This is a genomic window from Pseudonocardia oceani (assembly GCF_019263585.2).
GTDB lineage: Bacteria > Actinomycetota > Actinomycetes > Mycobacteriales > Pseudonocardiaceae > Pseudonocardia > Pseudonocardia oceani.
Genome location: NZ_JADQDF010000001.1, coordinates 2,223,124 through 2,236,411, shown reverse-complemented (window position 1 = coordinate 2,236,411; position 13,288 = coordinate 2,223,124). Strand labels below are relative to the sequence as shown.

Genomic DNA, 13,288 nt, shown 5'->3' with positions numbered 1-13,288 from the left:
GGTCAGGCGGCCTCCCCGTTCGCGCGCGGGGTCGGCTTCGCCCCAGCCCGCGGGGCACGCATCCCGGTCGCGCGAAAGCTGAACGCCACCCGGGCCCGGCCGCCGTTCTCGTTCAGGTAGGGCGTGACGGTGAGGCCGTCGAACTCCACCGGGCGGAACGGCATCCCCGGCGCGATCTCCCCGGGCGGCACCGGCTGCACCGGGGCGGAGATCTTCACGTTGACCGTCTTGGCGTCCTTGCGGGCGTCCGGGTCCGGGTCGAGGACCGACACCGACCACACCAGCTGGCCGGTTTCCTTGTCGGTCGCCTGCACCGGTCGCTCACGGGTCGAGCGCTCGAAGTCCCGCACCGCCTCCACTTCGCCGACGATGTACGCCCCGTGCGGGAACACGTCGTCGTGATGGACCTTGATCCCTCTGCTGATGGCCATCGGACTCCCTCGTCGTTTACCCCTCTAAACAGCAGAGCCGTTCTTGGCTCGTGTTCGTCGAGGGGGGGTAAACAGAAGCTAGGCGGGTTCGACGAACCTGTCAAGCACCCCTAAACTCATCACGGTGAGTAGCCCGGACGACTTCGACGCGGTCCGACGCGACCCCGACCCGATCCGGCGGGGCCGCAGGGCCACCGAACTCATGTCCATCTATCAGCAGCGCGCCGCCGAGCTGGCTCGTCTGCGGCGCGAGGCCATCGAGGAAGCGCACCAGGGGAGCGGCCTCACCTACACCGAGATCGCGGCCGCGCTCGGGATCACGAAGGGCCGGGTCACGCAGATCCGGTCCGGGGCGCCGGCCCGGGAACGGGTCTTCTTCGGCGTCGGCCCGGTTCACGTCGGCGTGCCCCTGCGCGAGGGCACCGACAGCCGGATGCGCAGCTACGTCGACGCGGCGGACCTCGCGACGCAGCAAGACACCGCCACGCTGCTCGGGACACTAGCGCTCGCCGCGGAGCCGTTCACGATCGAACCGGAAGGTACGACCCTGCCCGGCGGTGACGTCGTGATGATCTGCGGGCCGAAGTCCGCACCGATCGGCGCTGAGCTGCTCGACGGCGACCCGCGACTGGGCATGGTCAACGACGTCGGCCGATGGTGGATCGAGGACAAGACCACGGAGGAGCGTTTCGGCTCCCCGATGTCCGAGCACCCTGCCGGTGATGAGGACCTGGGCTACCTGTCGCGCCGCATGGACGGTGACCGCGTGATCGTGCACATCGCCGGCATCCACAGCCCCGGCTCCCGCGGCGTCGTGCACTACCTCGCCCACCACCTGGCCGAACTACACAGCACGGTCGGAAGCGACTCGTTCAGTCTGGCAGTCCGCTGCCGGCTCGACGGCCTCACCGTCGTCGACAGCGAGCCGCTCACCGGCCCCCACCGCTGGTAGCCGTCATGCAGGTCCACACCGCGCAACTGGCCGGCGGCGAGAACAACGCCGATCGCGTGTTCGTCACCGAGAACGCAGTGATTGTGCTCGACGGCGCTACAGCGTTCGAGCCAGTTGACGTCGATCCTGGCACCTACGCCGAGACCCTAGGCGCAAGCATCGCCGATCAGCTCGACGCCGCCCCTGACACTAACCTTACGCAGGCAGTCGCCGAAGCGATCCAAAACGCCGCCGCCAATCTGCACCTCCGCGGTGATGCCTCTCCGTCCAGCACCGTGAGCATTCTCCGAGTACGTCGGGAAGCAGTAGACCTCTACGCGCTGGGTGACAGCCCAATTTACTATGGCTCGGGACGAGCCGTGCATCGTCTTATTGACGACCGCCTAGCGGTTCTTCCGCTAATAGAGCGAGCGCGATACGTTCAAGCGCTGCGTTCCGGTGCCGGATACAGTGGTAATCACCGAAACCTGCTAAAGCGTTTGCAGCGGGCTCAAGGTGCCCTACGTAACAAACCCGAGGGCTATTGGATAGCCGAGACCGACCCGGGCGCCGCTGCACAGGCCTTAACCGCCGCAGTTGCGGCTGATCAGATCGATTGGGCTGTCCTCGCTACGGACGGCGCAGCCGATCTAATCGATCATCACGGCAGTCCGGAGTGGTCTGCTGTAGCGCAGCGCGACAGTGATGGCCTTATGGGTCTGTTGTGCCAGATTCACGAATGGGAGGGCGTGGTCGATCCGGAGGGCCGCCTGCTTCCTCGTGCTAAGCCGCATGACGATAAGACTTTGGCTGTAGTTCAGGGTTTCTGTCCACCCGCATGATCAGTTCTGGCGCATGGAGCCGCAACTCTACGGCTCCACCACCTCGTTTGATTCTCCGATTCGGGTAATCATCAAATCAATCGCCATCTCCTCAAGTCTTTGAGCGCACCGTGCAAGCGCAATCTTCGAGAATGTGAAAATTGAATCAGCTACCGCGCCTCCTCCCGAGAATGCAAGAACGACCTGAGCTGGTCTGTAACCGGTTGCGACATGATGGGTCCCGCCACTCTCTGCTTCCACGCGGGTACGGAAATTCTCAAGGGCATCGACTTGGCGTCGAAGTGCTTCGGCTGACACCACGGCTTGATTGAAGAGATGGCTAGCTGAGACCGAGTCATCTAGGTGCTTCACATGGATGAGCGCTCCTGAGGAGTGATACAGGTCGCATGATTCGAAGCCAGACGGATGCTGAACGGTCTGAATCAACTTTCGATCCATGCATACCAAGTCTCTGTCGCGCTGTGCGGCTAGCTTGTTGTAGACGCCTTCATCTGCGCGAGCTGTGTACCTCGCGCCACCTCTGCGACGGGTCTTCTCCTGCTTTGGCCATCGAGGGAGGTCGATCGGCGACGTCGCGGAAAGTATTCTTCTGATCTTATCTTCCAGCATCTCGATGTATGCACCGCCGACATTAAACCAGCGCCCGCGCTGCATAACGTATCGCTCTGCGTTCAAGTCGCATTCGAAGGATAGCCACTTCTCAGTTGATATCTTTCGCGATAGCGGAGTTCCGCCCGCGGCAAGACCCTGGATGCTGAGACGTTTTAAAAGGGCTAGCTTATCGGGGTCGGGACGCTCAGCAACCGGCTCAATAATATCCGCTAGTTCAATCTCTTGGACTACAGCGTCTTCTCTGGGGAGACCCGATATTTGGTACGTGGAGGCTTCTCCGACATCCTCATTCCACTCTGCTGGCCACGAGAGCGCGAGACGGCCCGGGCCGATGTCCGCGATGCGTTCGCTTAGCGCCTTGTTCAGTTCAGGAATCAGTGGGTGGCCGGGCCGCAGTGGGCGAGTGTTTTCGAGGTGTTCGAGACCCTCTGCCGGTTCCTCGCTTAAAATTACGGAGTCGATCAGGTTTAGGTCTGAAAGTGCTTTATAGGGATCTTTTGCTAATGGAACCCCTAGCGCATCTGATCCCCGGACCGTGATGTATATGGGCGTTCCGGGCTTATCGCTGGAGAAGCCGGTCGCAGGAATCTTGCCGACAATCCTGCTCACAACTTCACCGACTTCCTCAAGGCCGAAGGACTTTATCGCAGTTCCGCCAAGAACGGATAGTCGCGAAGTTCGTGGCAGCGTGTCGAGTGCATGTGTAGTTAGTGCACTTATTTGATCTGAGTCAGCGCGCCGCAACGCGAAGCGGAGTCCGAAGCCATCATCAATTCTAGCTCCGTCAACGATGAGGTGGCCCATCCCCCACGTGATGCCGTAGCAGTAGTTGTGCGAGTCTTCAAGTCGTACCAAAAGCAATCCGGCGGAAGTGTCGTTCTGTACCGGGGGTCTAAAGCCTGTCAAAGTTTGCACGTGGTCCAGCCAGTCCGGCTGTTCATTCGGTATCTGGCCATAAACCAGTAAAGCTTGCCGATTCCCGAAAACTACTTCCTCCGTATCGAACTGCTCCCGGTCGACGTACTCCTCCTTTGCTGCGACAGCAAGCAGCTCGTCCGTTCCCACCCAAATGCGATGCAGTGACGCCTTACTTGCTTTCGACGGCGGGCGCGGCATTGCTCTCCTCTGGTTGGTCCTCTCACCGTGCTTCGTGCGTACATTGCAAGGTGTTACGTCTAGATGCGGCGAATATCCAGTGCGCGCAACTTGCCGACGGACGCCGCGGTCAAGCGCGAGGCTTGACGCGCCTGTCCACTTGTCCGATCCCAGCCTCTCGTTTACATCAGCCAGGACGCGGAGTGCGGCAGCCGACCCGGCCAGAGCGTCAGCATCAGGTGAGACCGGAACGTCAAGCATCAGCCGGGACCGGACACAGTGCCTGCTCATGTCACTGCCGAATCTGTCTCTTTAGGATCAAGCGCGCCGCCTCCGGCGGCGCGGGGCCGGCCACGCCGGCCGCGGCACTCGCTCACTACACCTCCGGCCCGTTCGCGGCGCCGTGGCCGGCTACCCGGCCCCACTGCCAGAATGCGAGCGAGCGTGCTCCCAGGACTGATTCAGCGACGAACGACCCGACGAAGCTCATCCAGCGACGGCGCGCCGGACACCCCGTCAGCAGACCGATAGACCCGACACGACAGGTTCGCCGCCGGCGTCGCCTGCTCCGCGAACGGATCCACCCCATCGATCAGGACCGTGGGCGACCCAGCGAACGCAGCCGCCGATCCGATCGAGTCCTCAGTGAGCGTGCGGACCATGATCAAGGTGTCGGAGCGCCCGGCATCATCGAGCGCCCGACGCAGACGTTCGTAGGCCAGCGCTTCGTTCGGGCAGTCCGACACAACCAGCAGCTCCACCCGCATAGCCACAAGTGTGCCTGGCAGCCCCTTGAGGCGCAGTCAGTACACGCTTTAGTCGTTGCGGCCCATCCGGATCAGGTTGCCGCTCGGATCCTTCACGTTGAACTCGACCATCCCCCACGGCTCGACCACGACGTCGCTCACCGGCAGGCCCTGCTCCTTCCACCGCCGATGCCATTCGACGGGGTCAGCGATGTGCACGTAGCAGGCCGCGGCGTTGCGCTCCAGGTCCAGATCCGCCCGCAGATCCAGGTGCAGGAGCTCGGCCTCACCGTGCATGACGAAGGCGTACTCGGGGCTGTACTCATCGACGCGCAGCCCGGCCCGAGCCCAGAACTCGCGAGCGGCGGCCATGTCGTGCACAGCAAAGATCGGAGTGATCGCGGGACGGGCGACGAGGCGGCCGGCCATGTTGTGGACGCAGCTGCCGCACACGGCGATCTCGGGGTGCAGTCCCAGCCTCGACACGTCTTCCGCAGGCCGGGGTTCGCCGCAGCAACCGCAAGCCACGGTGGTCTGGCCCACTTCGTCGGTCATGGCGCCCCCTCGGCCTCGCCGTGAGCGTAGCGGGAGCACCTCGGCGGGCAGGCTGACTTCACAGACGAGCCGCGCGGCACAGCTCCACGAGACTCGTCAGTCGTCGGACGCGTGGACCCTGCGCCACCGCCGACTCGCCGAGCGCTCATCGCGTGAGAACTCCTCGGCCCGCGCCGCCACACTCCGCAGATGATCAGCCCGATCTGGATCGGGATGGGCATCGGCTCGCGCGCGCAGGAGCTTGGCTAAGCGCTCGGAAGTGCGAGCCACGTCGTCGGCGAGCCGAGCGACATCGCCGGCGAGCTCCTGCGCCGAGCGTCGAACCGCTCTAGTCGAGGTCACCAGCTCGGGACCCCCACTGAGGCCACGAGTAGTCACGGTGCCTCCCCGGATCTCGCCTGAACCACTGCCCAGACCGTCTTCCCTCCCGGTAAGACGACGTAGCCCCAGTTGCGACTCAGTGCGGCCACCAGTCGCAAACCGCAGGCCGGTTCATGCTCCGACATGGACAGTCTGAGCCGGGGAATGTCGGGTGAGAAGTCGATGACGCGGATCACCGCGACCTCGCCGTCATGCCCGACGTGGACCTCGCCCGGCGTGCCCGCATGCTCGATGACGTTCGTAACCAGCTCGTTCAGGACGAACATCACGTCATCCCAGTCGCTCGGAGCGACACCCCACTGGTTCAGCGCTGAGGTGAGGTGTCTTCGGATCCCCGCGGGCGCGGTGATCTGAGGTTCGAACCGCCACGACGCTTCAGCCACCTGCACCCGGACTCCCTGCGTCGGCTGTTGGTCGATAGCTCGTCCATGCGTGCCCGGTGAGAATCGCATCAAACTCTGGCCTGCAGATCATGCGGGCTCTGCCCGCGCCCGGCACCGCTCGGAGATCGGGGGAGTGCGGCGGGGTGGTGATCTCGCCGCGGCACGCCGAGACGGCTACCGGGTCGAGGGGCGGGGCACAAGGCGGGAAGACGTGCCTTGCACCCCGCCCCTCGACCCGGACGGGTTCCACCCGCGCCGCGACGAGATCACCACTAGCATCCGGCGTGCAGGAAGGTCGTAGAGCGTTTCCCGCACCGTCTACGGGACCGGCACGTAACGACCACCGGCAGCGACATGATCAAAATCAGCGCTGTCGCAGGTCGAGGGCCGTGTGTCGCCGAGGCCCGCGGTTCCTGCGCAAGGACCTGCGCGCTCGGGAGGCGGCGCAGGCCTGACCTACGACGGGCGGCAGCCGTCCGAGCAGCTCCCCGCCGCCGGTCCGGGCACCGGCGGCGGGGCGCAGCACAGGTCCCCGCGCCACGCGGCGCGCCCCTCCCGCACGGCGAGGACGGCCAGGACCAGACCGGCGACCGGGTCGGCCCACCACCACCCCAGCGCCGCGTTGAGGACCAGCCCGACGAGCACCGCCGCGGACAGGTAGGTGCACAGCAGGGTCTGCTTCGAGTCCGCCACCGCGCTGGCCGACCCCAGCTCCGTCCCCGCCCGGCGCTGCGCCAGGGACAGGAACGGCATCACCACCACGCTCACGGCCACGAGGACGATCCCGACGGTGGAGCGCTCGGCCTCGGCCCCGCCCAGCAGCGCCCGCGCCGACTCGGCCGTCACGTACGCCGCGAGCGCGAAGAACGACCAGGCGATCGCCCGCAGCGCCACCTGCTCGCGACGCCGGGGGTCGGCGCCGGCGAACTGCCACGCGACGGCCGCAGCGGAGCCGACCTCGATCAGCGAGTCCAGGCCGAACCCGATCAGCGCCACCGACGACGCGATCGTCCCGGCGGTGAGGGCGATCGCGGCCTCGACCAGGTTGTAGGTGATCGTGCCCGCGACCAGCCACCGGACGCGGCGGCGCAGGACGGCCTGCCGGTCTGCGGTGGTGGCGCTCACGGCTGCGTCACCCGGGCCGGCTCCCCGTAGACCGGGCACAGCGCCACCGCGTCCCCGGTCTCCGCAAGCAGGACCTCCGCGCCGCGCAGCAGGTCGATCAGCTCGGGGCGCGTGAGCGAGTAGTAGGACTGGCGACCCTCGATACGGTGGTCGACGAGCCGGCAGCCGCGCAGGCAGGCGAGGTGCTTCGAGACCGTGGACTGCGCCAGTCCCAGCATCCGGGTCAGGTCGACGACCCGCGCCTCGCCCTCGGCCAGCCGCAGGACGATGGCCAGCCGCGCCGGGTCGGCCAGGGACCGGAACAGTGCGACGGCGGGCGTCAGCTCGTCGGGAGCGCAACTCATCGACATGCGGCGATGCTAGCGCAGCGGAGCGATGGATATCGCGCTGTGCGACGCCGTTCTGCGTCGTGCCCCTCGAGCAGCCCCGGCAGGAAGGGGGCGGTGCGCATGCGTCACGTCCGGGAATGTGGATCGGCGCGCACGCAGTAGTCGGCCCCGTTCTGTTGTGTGTGTGCGGAAAGTGCCGAACGAGTACCGCTACCCCGGGAGACGGGCGGCGAGGACCGGTCGCCCGGGCCCGGTGAGCTCCCGCGCGGCACCGCGCCGGCCGGCGATCGCCATCAGCAGGGACTCGGCGGGCCCCTCGACCACCGGACCGGTGCCGGCGCTCCAGTCCAGGTCGGTGGCGGCCAGGGTCAGCCCGCGCACGCGCTTCGCCGCGCCGATGGTCGGCGCGGTGCGGGCGAAGTCCAGGGCGACCCGCAGGCGGTCGGCCGGGATCTCGCGGGGGAGGCCGAGGGGGCGGCGGACGTCCTGGTGGTGGATGACGCCGTCGGTCAGGGCGATCCGCCCGCCGAACCCGGCGGTGAGGCCGCGGGGCTGCTGGTGGTCGCGCACCAGCGCGAGCAGGTCGGCGGGGCTATGACCGGCGTACGCGGCGACGCCCGCGCCGTTGACCCGGCCCGGGAGGATGCCGCCCCTGACGAACCTCATGACGAGGCCGACCGGGCTCAGCTCCTCGTAGCTGAACATGTGCGCCACGACGTCGCGGACGCGCCACCCGGCGCACAGTGACGGCGCGTCCCACTGCGCCGGGGTCAGCGAGGCGAGGAGGTCGGCGAGGTCGGCCCGCTCCTCGCGCGCGAGCCTCATCGCGTCGACGGTCACGACCGGGCCGCCACGACGGTGCCGAACCCGTCGAGCAGGAAGACCCAGCCGCCGCCACCGCGGATGGCGTCGTTGATGGTCCCGCCGCCGATGAGCCGCTCGAAGGAGCCGTGCTCGACCTCGACCACCGTCTCCGCCGGGCCGCTCGCGGTGAACCGCACCTCGATCTCGCTGGCGTGCCCGGGGTCGGGGTCGAACTGCCAGGACCCGTTGATCTGCCAGGTGATCACCAGCCGGTGCGGGGGGTCCCAGACGAGCACGCGACCCCAGTCGCACTCCGTGCCGTCCGTGCCGCGCTCGTACCACCGGCCGTCCACGCCGGGCTCCAGCACCACCTCCGCCACCTCGGACGCGCCGATGTGGAACTGGTGGGGCCACCACGCGTCGATCGAGCCGGTGAACACGCGGAACGCCTCGTCGACCGGCACGGCGACGGTGGCGCTGCCGGTGATCGGGGGGATCGGGGCCGTCTCGCTCATCAGGACTCCTGTCGCGGCGGGGGAGGAGGGGTCTCGGCGACCTTCTGGAACCCGGTCAGGGCGTCGGCCCAGACCCCGTCCAGCCACGCCCGCAGCGCCGCCACGCCGTCCTGGTTCAGGCGGTAGATGCGACGCGTCCCCTCGGCGTGGCTGTCGACCAGTCCGCCGTCCTTGAGGACACGCAGGTGCTGGGACACCGCCGGGCGGCTGATCGGCAGCCGGTCGGCGAGCTGCTGGACCGAGAGAGGGCCGCGGGCGAGCAGTTCGAAGATGGCGCGACGGGTCGGGTCGCCGAGCAGGCCCAGTCCCGCATCTCCGTAAGCCGACACGAACGGTAAGGGTAGACGTACAGAGGCCGGGGTCGCAACGGTCGCGGCCCGGTGAGGGCGGGTCGGGGTCGGTGCGCCGCCACCGCCCGCACCCCCGCCGTGTCGCCGACGGACTGCAGCTCGGCGATCACACCGCCGACGTCGGCGGCGGGGCGGTTCCGGCTGAGCTCGAGCTTCGCGCCGATCCGCTCGATCCGGGCCTCCACGCCCACGATCGCCCGCAGCTGCCCGCGCAGGTACTTCTCCGGGGCGTCGTCGACGTCCCACGGGCGGGCCGCCCGGCCTCGTGCAGCTCGGTGAGCCGGCGGACGACCTGCTCCACCCGCTCCACGTCGTCGTGCACCGCGACCCTGCCGCGCACGTGCGCCGTCGCCGGCCCCGCGGCCCGGTAGGGACCCGCGCCGGCCGCCGTGATCGCCGAGAAGGTGAGGTGCGGGTCGTGGCGGGGCCGTGGTGGTGCGGTCTCGGTGATCAGCTGCCCGCGCAGCCCGAACTGCGCATCCGCCGACGTCCCGCGCACATCCGGACCTGCGCAGGTCGCCACCCGATGCGCGGCCGGCCCGCCCCGCGGGTGCGGCCGGCCGGCCGGAGTGCGGTCCGCGGGCGGGCGCGCTGGTCTACCGTCGCCCCGCGGGCGCCCGCCGGATCCCCCGCCGTCCCGTGTCCGACGCGCCGGTCCGGCACCGGCGAGGAGAGGCTCCCGTGCTGATCGCCCGGTCGATCGCGCTGTTCGTCGTCGCCGCCCTGTTCGAGATCGGCGGAGCGTGGCTGGTGTGGCAGGGGGTGCGCGAGCACCGCGGGTGGGTGTGGATCGGGGCGGGGGTGATCGCGCTCGGCCTCTACGGCTTCGTCGCCACCCTCCAGCCCGACGCCCAGTTCGGGCGCATCCTCGCCGCGTACGGGGGTGTGTTCGTCGCGGGCTCGCTGGCGTGGGGGATGGTCGCCGACGGCTACCGCCCCGACCGCTACGACGTGATCGGCGCGCTGGTCTGCCTGGCCGGCGTCGCAGTGATCATGTACGCCCCCCGCGGCTGACCGGGCTCAGCCGCCCATGAAGGCGAGCTCGAGCTGGATGTTGTCCGGGTCGCGGAACACGATGACGGAGTAGGGCATCGGCTCCGTCGCGTCGATGACGCCGGAGTGCTCGACGCCGGCCTCGTCGAGCCAGGCGGCCCACTGGTCGAGGTCCTCGTGCCGGGCGACGCCGATGGCGAGGTGGTCGAGCCCGGTGCGCGACTCGTGGGCCGGTTCGCCACCGTTGGCGACGTGGTGGTGCAGGCCGATCGTCAGGCCGTTGTCGGGGTGCATGAGCACGATCGCGTGACCGCTCTCCTCGTTGCCCCAGTGCGGGAACGGCGCCGGGATGCGCTGCAGGCCGAGCACGCGCTCGTACCAGGCGGCGCTGGCCTCGACGTCGCGCACGGTCGGTGAGAAGTGGTGGAACCCGGTGGACGGGGGAGGGGACATGCCGGCGACGCTAGTGGCGCAGGTCACACTCCCGCGACCGCCGGTCGGCGTAGGACCCGCGGAGCCGTCGGCGACCCGCCACATGGCGGCCGTCACGCCTGAGCTGCGCCCCGCTGTCGGTGACGGCGCCCGCCGGACTGCGGTCGACAGGGTCCTGCAGGAGGCGGTCGACGCGGGCGCGGTCCCGCACGTCGCCGTCGACCGGCCGGTTCGACGGCGTCGGGGACCCGCCTCGACGCCACCGCCGACGTCCTCGGCTTCGACCCCTTCGGCGGCCCGGACCGCTCGCGCGTCGGCCTGGCCCACCTGGTGTGGCGGCTGCGGCACTCCCGGGTCCTCGACCTCCCCGCACCCCGTGCGGGGAGATCCGATGGGCTGAACGTCCCGGTTCGCGGGGCAGGGGTGAGAGGACGTGCTCACGGGCCTACAGTGGGTCGATGGCCCAGCCGGAGACCGCGACGTCGACCAACCTCGACGAGCAGCTGTGCTTCTCGCTGTACGCCGCCTCTCGCGCCATGATCGGCTGCTACCGGCCCCAGCTCGACGCCATCGGGCTCACCTACCCGCAGTACCTCGTGATGATCGTGCTGTGGGAGCGCGAGGAGGCCACGGTCACCGCGATCGGCTCGGCGCTGCAGCTGGAGACGGGCACGCTGTCCCCGCTGCTCAAGCGCCTGGAGGCGGCCGGGTTCGTCGCGCGGCGCCGGCAGGAGAGCGACGAGCGCTCGGTCCTGGTCTCGCTCACCGACGCCGGCCGTGAGCTGCGCGGGCGCGTGCCCGACATCCAGCGCCGCGTCGTGCGGGCCACGGGCATGAGCCACGCCCAGATCGCCGAGCTCCGGTCGATCCTGGGCGAGCTCACCGGGAGCCTGCACGAGGCGGTCGACCCCGGTCAGCCGACCGGGACCGAGACCCCCACCCCGCCGCGCGTGTCGGCGCCGTAGCGCGCGATCTCCGCGTCGATGTCGAGCGCGGCGGTGCGCATGTCCGTGTCCTCGCCCAGCAGGTCGGCGGGCACGAGCCAGCTCACCTCGAACTCGATGCCGTCGGGGTCGTGGGCGTAGAGCGCCTTGGTGCTGCCGTGGTCGGAGGCGCCGACCAGCGCGTCGTGCTCGCGCAGGACGCCGGCGATACGGCGCAGCTCGGCGAGCGTGTCGACCTCCCAGGCCAGGTGGTAGAGCCCGACGGTCCCGCGGCCCGCCGTCGAGGCGCCGGCCTGCGCCCCGATCGCGAACAGGCCGAGGTCGTGGTCGTTCGTCGAGCCCTCGGCCTGCAGGAACACCGCGCGGCCCGGCATGCCCGCGACCGGGCGGAAGCCGAGCGCCCCCTGGTAGAACGCCGCGCTGGCGTCGACGTCGCGGACGTAGAGGACGGCGTGGTTGAGGCGCTGGACGGGCATCGGATCTCCTAGGGTTGAACGTTCAACCACCCTAACACATGAAAGCTCAACTGAATTGCGCTAGGGTGGCGTCGTGACGGACGACGGGTGGCTCACCGAGGACCAGCTGGAGGCCTGGCTGACCTTCCAGGCCGCGACGACGCTGCTCGACGCGGCGCTGGACCGCCAGCTCCAGCGCGACTCCGGGCTGCCCCACACCTACTACCTGATCCTGGCGATGCTGTCCGACGTGCCCGGGCGCACGCTGCGGATGAGCGACCTCGCCGTCATGACGCAGAGCTCGCAGAGCCGGCTCTCGCACGCGGTGTCGCGGCTGGAGTCCAACGGCTGGGTGAGTCGCGTCCCCTGCCCCGACGACCGCCGCAGCACCCTGGCCCGGCTCACCGACGCCGGCTTCGAGGTGCTCGCCGCCGCGGCGCCCGGGCACGTCGCCACCGTGCGCTGCCACGTCTTCGACCGCCTCTCCGCCGAGCAGGTGGGCCAGCTCCGCGACATCGGCGCGGCGATCCTGGAGGGCCTCGACGCCCCGGCCGCGTTCCCCGGCCGGTCCGGGCAGCAGGAGGCCCGGCTGGCAGAGTGACCGCCATGGGAACCCTGGTGCTGCTCCGTCACGGGCAGAGCGTGTGGAACGCCGAGAACCTGTTCACCGGATGGGTGGACGTGCCGCTCACCGAGACGGGCGAGCAGGAGGCCCGCCGCGGCGGTGAGCTGCTGCGGGAGGCCGGGCTGCTGCCCGACGTCGTCCACACCTCGCTGCTGCGCCGCGCCATCTCCACCGCGCACCTCGCCCTCGACGCGTGCGACCGCCACTGGATCCCGGTCACGCGCGACTGGCGGCTCAACGAGCGCCACTACGGCGCCCTGCAGGGCAAGGACAAGAAGCAGACGCTCGCCGAGTTCGGCGAGGAGCAGTTCATGCTGTGGCGCCGCTCCTACGACACGCCGCCGCCGGAGATCGAGCCCGGCACGGAGTTCGACCAGAGCGGCGACGTCCGCTACGCCGGTGCGCCCGTGCCGCGGACCGAGTGCCTCAAGGACGTCGTCGAGCGGTTCCTGCCGTACTGGGAGTCGGCGGTCGTGCCCGACCTGCGCGCCGGCAAGACGGTGCTGCTGGCCGCGCACGGCAACTCGCTGCGGGCGCTCGTCAAGCACCTCGACGGCATCTCCGACGCCGACATCGCCGGGCTCAACATCCCCACCGGCATGCCGCTGCGCTACGACCTCGACGACGACCTGCGCCCCACGGTCGCGGGGGGCACCTACCTCGACCCGCAGGCGGCGGCCGACGCCGCGGCGGCGGTGGCGGCGCAGGGGCGCTGAGCGCTCCCGAGCCGCGCGGAGCGT

Annotated in this window: 18 protein-coding genes; 6 read left to right on the top strand and 12 right to left on the bottom strand. The window is 69.3% G+C overall.

Features of this window, described 5'->3' with window-relative positions:
- Positions 1 to 2: 2 nt before the first annotated feature.
- A complete protein-coding gene (locus tag I4I82_RS11110; protein ID WP_218590037.1) occupies positions 3 to 431 on the bottom strand; it encodes a plasmid replication, integration and excision activator in 429 nt (142 codons plus the stop codon).
- Between the two features lie 124 nt (positions 432 to 555).
- Here I4I82_RS11110 and I4I82_RS11105 point away from each other — a divergent pair, with 124 nt between their 5' ends.
- Together I4I82_RS11105 and I4I82_RS11100 are read left to right on the top strand one after the other, a co-directional pair.
- Positions 556 to 1,383, top strand: coding sequence for a hypothetical protein (locus tag I4I82_RS11105; protein ID WP_218590036.1), 828 nt, complete (start codon positions 556 to 558; stop codon positions 1,381 to 1,383).
- Positions 1,384 to 1,388: 5 nt separating this feature from the next.
- Positions 1,389 to 2,204 carry a hypothetical protein gene (locus I4I82_RS11100; RefSeq protein ID WP_225920570.1) on the top strand — a complete coding sequence of 272 codons (816 nt, stop codon included), beginning with the start codon at positions 1,389 to 1,391 and terminating at the stop codon, positions 2,202 to 2,204.
- Between the two features lie 27 nt (positions 2,205 to 2,231).
- On the opposite strand, the gene I4I82_RS11095 is transcribed toward I4I82_RS11100, so the two are convergent.
- The 9 genes from I4I82_RS11095 to I4I82_RS11055 form a co-directional block, all read right to left on the bottom strand.
- Complete coding sequence (locus tag I4I82_RS11095) at positions 2,232 to 3,881, bottom strand: DUF6119 family protein (protein ID WP_218590035.1); 1,650 nt, start codon at positions 3,879 to 3,881, stop codon at positions 2,232 to 2,234.
- A gap of 491 nt (positions 3,882 to 4,372) precedes the next feature.
- Positions 4,373 to 4,678, bottom strand: a complete 306-nt coding sequence (locus tag I4I82_RS11090; RefSeq protein WP_218590034.1) for a thioredoxin family protein — start codon at positions 4,676 to 4,678, stop codon at positions 4,373 to 4,375.
- Between the two features lie 48 nt (positions 4,679 to 4,726).
- Positions 4,727 to 5,212 carry a VOC family protein gene (locus I4I82_RS11085; protein ID WP_218590033.1) on the bottom strand — a complete coding sequence of 162 codons (486 nt, stop codon included), beginning with the start codon at positions 5,210 to 5,212 and terminating at the stop codon, positions 4,727 to 4,729.
- A gap of 374 nt (positions 5,213 to 5,586) precedes the next feature.
- A complete protein-coding gene (locus I4I82_RS11080) occupies positions 5,587 to 5,982 on the bottom strand; it encodes an ATP-binding protein (protein ID WP_218590032.1) in 396 nt (131 codons plus the stop codon).
- A gap of 450 nt (positions 5,983 to 6,432) precedes the next feature.
- Complete coding sequence (locus I4I82_RS11075; RefSeq protein WP_226369987.1) at positions 6,433 to 7,101, bottom strand: cation efflux transmembrane domain-containing protein; 669 nt, start codon at positions 7,099 to 7,101, stop codon at positions 6,433 to 6,435.
- Positions 7,098 to 7,451 carry an ArsR/SmtB family transcription factor gene (locus tag I4I82_RS11070; RefSeq protein WP_372451364.1) on the bottom strand — a complete coding sequence of 118 codons (354 nt, stop codon included), beginning with the start codon at positions 7,449 to 7,451 and terminating at the stop codon, positions 7,098 to 7,100. The genes I4I82_RS11075 and I4I82_RS11070 overlap by 4 nt, the downstream gene beginning before the upstream one ends.
- Before the next feature lie 189 nt (positions 7,452 to 7,640).
- Positions 7,641 to 8,255: a maleylpyruvate isomerase family mycothiol-dependent enzyme gene (locus I4I82_RS11065; protein WP_218590030.1), complete on the bottom strand. Its 615-nt coding sequence runs from the start codon at positions 8,253 to 8,255 to the stop codon at positions 7,641 to 7,643.
- A gap of 11 nt (positions 8,256 to 8,266) precedes the next feature.
- Entirely contained in the window at positions 8,267 to 8,749 is a 483-nt protein-coding gene (locus I4I82_RS11060) for an SRPBCC family protein (RefSeq protein WP_218590029.1), read from the bottom strand.
- Positions 8,749 to 9,078, bottom strand: coding sequence for an ArsR/SmtB family transcription factor (locus tag I4I82_RS11055; protein WP_218590028.1), 330 nt, complete (start codon positions 9,076 to 9,078; stop codon positions 8,749 to 8,751). Before I4I82_RS11055 ends, I4I82_RS11060 begins: the two co-directional genes overlap by 1 nt.
- 702 nt (positions 9,079 to 9,780) lie before the next feature.
- On the opposite strand from I4I82_RS11055, the gene I4I82_RS11045 reads away from it, so the two are divergent.
- A complete protein-coding gene (locus tag I4I82_RS11045; RefSeq protein WP_218595680.1) occupies positions 9,781 to 10,113 on the top strand; it encodes a YnfA family protein in 333 nt (110 codons plus the stop codon).
- Between the two features lie 6 nt (positions 10,114 to 10,119).
- Here I4I82_RS11045 and I4I82_RS11040 read toward each other — a convergent pair whose 3' ends face one another.
- Positions 10,120 to 10,545 carry a VOC family protein gene (locus I4I82_RS11040; protein ID WP_218594494.1) on the bottom strand — a complete coding sequence of 142 codons (426 nt, stop codon included), beginning with the start codon at positions 10,543 to 10,545 and terminating at the stop codon, positions 10,120 to 10,122.
- Between the two features lie 437 nt (positions 10,546 to 10,982).
- Between I4I82_RS11040 and I4I82_RS11035 the strand changes: the two genes are divergently transcribed.
- On the top strand, positions 10,983 to 11,489 hold the full coding sequence (locus I4I82_RS11035; RefSeq protein WP_218594495.1) for a MarR family winged helix-turn-helix transcriptional regulator: 507 nt from the start codon (positions 10,983 to 10,985) through the stop codon (positions 11,487 to 11,489).
- Here I4I82_RS11035 and I4I82_RS11030 read toward each other — a convergent pair.
- Positions 11,438 to 11,944, bottom strand: coding sequence for a VOC family protein (locus I4I82_RS11030; RefSeq protein WP_218594496.1), 507 nt, complete (start codon positions 11,942 to 11,944; stop codon positions 11,438 to 11,440). The two genes, I4I82_RS11035 and I4I82_RS11030, sit on opposite strands and share 52 nt — an antisense overlap.
- Before the next feature lie 73 nt (positions 11,945 to 12,017).
- On the opposite strand from I4I82_RS11030, the gene I4I82_RS11025 reads away from it, so the two are divergent.
- Together I4I82_RS11025 and I4I82_RS11020 are read left to right on the top strand one after the other, a co-directional pair.
- Complete coding sequence (locus I4I82_RS11025) at positions 12,018 to 12,524, top strand: MarR family winged helix-turn-helix transcriptional regulator (RefSeq protein WP_226369986.1); 507 nt, start codon at positions 12,018 to 12,020, stop codon at positions 12,522 to 12,524.
- Positions 12,521 to 13,264: a phosphoglyceromutase gene (locus tag I4I82_RS11020; RefSeq protein WP_218594497.1), complete on the top strand. Its 744-nt coding sequence runs from the start codon at positions 12,521 to 12,523 to the stop codon at positions 13,262 to 13,264. The genes I4I82_RS11025 and I4I82_RS11020 overlap by 4 nt, the downstream gene beginning before the upstream one ends.
- Positions 13,265 to 13,288 lie beyond the last annotated feature (24 nt).

Excerpts from the sequence above, each read along its gene's own strand:
- I4I82_RS11110 (WP_218590037.1), bottom strand. The coding sequence starts at position 431 with ATGGCCATCAGCAGAGGGATCAAGGTCCATCACGACGACGTGTTCCCG.
- I4I82_RS11100 (WP_225920570.1), top strand. The coding sequence starts at position 1,389 with ATGCAGGTCCACACCGCGCAACTGGCCGGCGGCGAGAACAACGCCGAT.
- I4I82_RS11090 (WP_218590034.1), bottom strand. The coding sequence starts at position 4,678 with ATGCGGGTGGAGCTGCTGGTTGTGTCGGACTGCCCGAACGAAGCGCTG.
- I4I82_RS11085 (WP_218590033.1), bottom strand. The coding sequence starts at position 5,212 with ATGACCGACGAAGTGGGCCAGACCACCGTGGCTTGCGGTTGCTGCGGC.
- I4I82_RS11070 (WP_372451364.1), bottom strand. The coding sequence starts at position 7,451 with ATGTCGATGAGTTGCGCTCCCGACGAGCTGACGCCCGCCGTCGCACTG.
- I4I82_RS11065 (WP_218590030.1), bottom strand. The coding sequence starts at position 8,255 with ATGAGGCTCGCGCGCGAGGAGCGGGCCGACCTCGCCGACCTCCTCGCC.
- I4I82_RS11060 (WP_218590029.1), bottom strand. The coding sequence starts at position 8,749 with ATGAGCGAGACGGCCCCGATCCCCCCGATCACCGGCAGCGCCACCGTC.
- I4I82_RS11040 (WP_218594494.1), bottom strand. The coding sequence starts at position 10,545 with ATGTCCCCTCCCCCGTCCACCGGGTTCCACCACTTCTCACCGACCGTG.
- I4I82_RS11035 (WP_218594495.1), top strand. The coding sequence starts at position 10,983 with ATGGCCCAGCCGGAGACCGCGACGTCGACCAACCTCGACGAGCAGCTG.
- I4I82_RS11030 (WP_218594496.1), bottom strand. The coding sequence starts at position 11,944 with ATGCCCGTCCAGCGCCTCAACCACGCCGTCCTCTACGTCCGCGACGTC.